The 332-nt window shown below is 48.8% G+C and carries 1 protein-coding gene; it reads left to right on the top strand.

Annotation, left to right across the window (positions count from 1 at the left end):
* Nucleotides 1–332: HYR-like domain-containing protein (locus tag AC1EUY_RS16190; protein WP_480196590.1), on the top strand; the 332-nt coding region annotated here is incomplete at both ends.

Here is a 332-nt window from a genome sequence, read left to right as displayed (position 1 = left end):
GATCCAACGAGCTATAGTGTCGTAGGTACGTATGTAGTTAGCTGGACGTATGATGATGGCAATGGTAATGTTACGACGCAGACTCAGAATGTAGAAGTTACCGATACAGGCGCTCCTGCTCCCGATGTAGCGAATTTACCTGATGTCACGGCTCAGTGTGAGGTAGTAAGTATTACTGCCCCTACGGCGAGTGATGGTTGTGGTGGTGCGAGTATTACGGGTACTACTACGACGAGCTTCCCTATTACGGCACAAGGCACTACGGTGGTTACGTGGACGTATGATGATGGCAATGGCAATACCACGACGCAGACCCAGAATGTTATTATAGA

The organism is Maritimimonas sp. 2210JD6-3, assembly GCF_056591795.1.
This window is presented reverse-complemented; position numbering and strand designations above follow the sequence as displayed.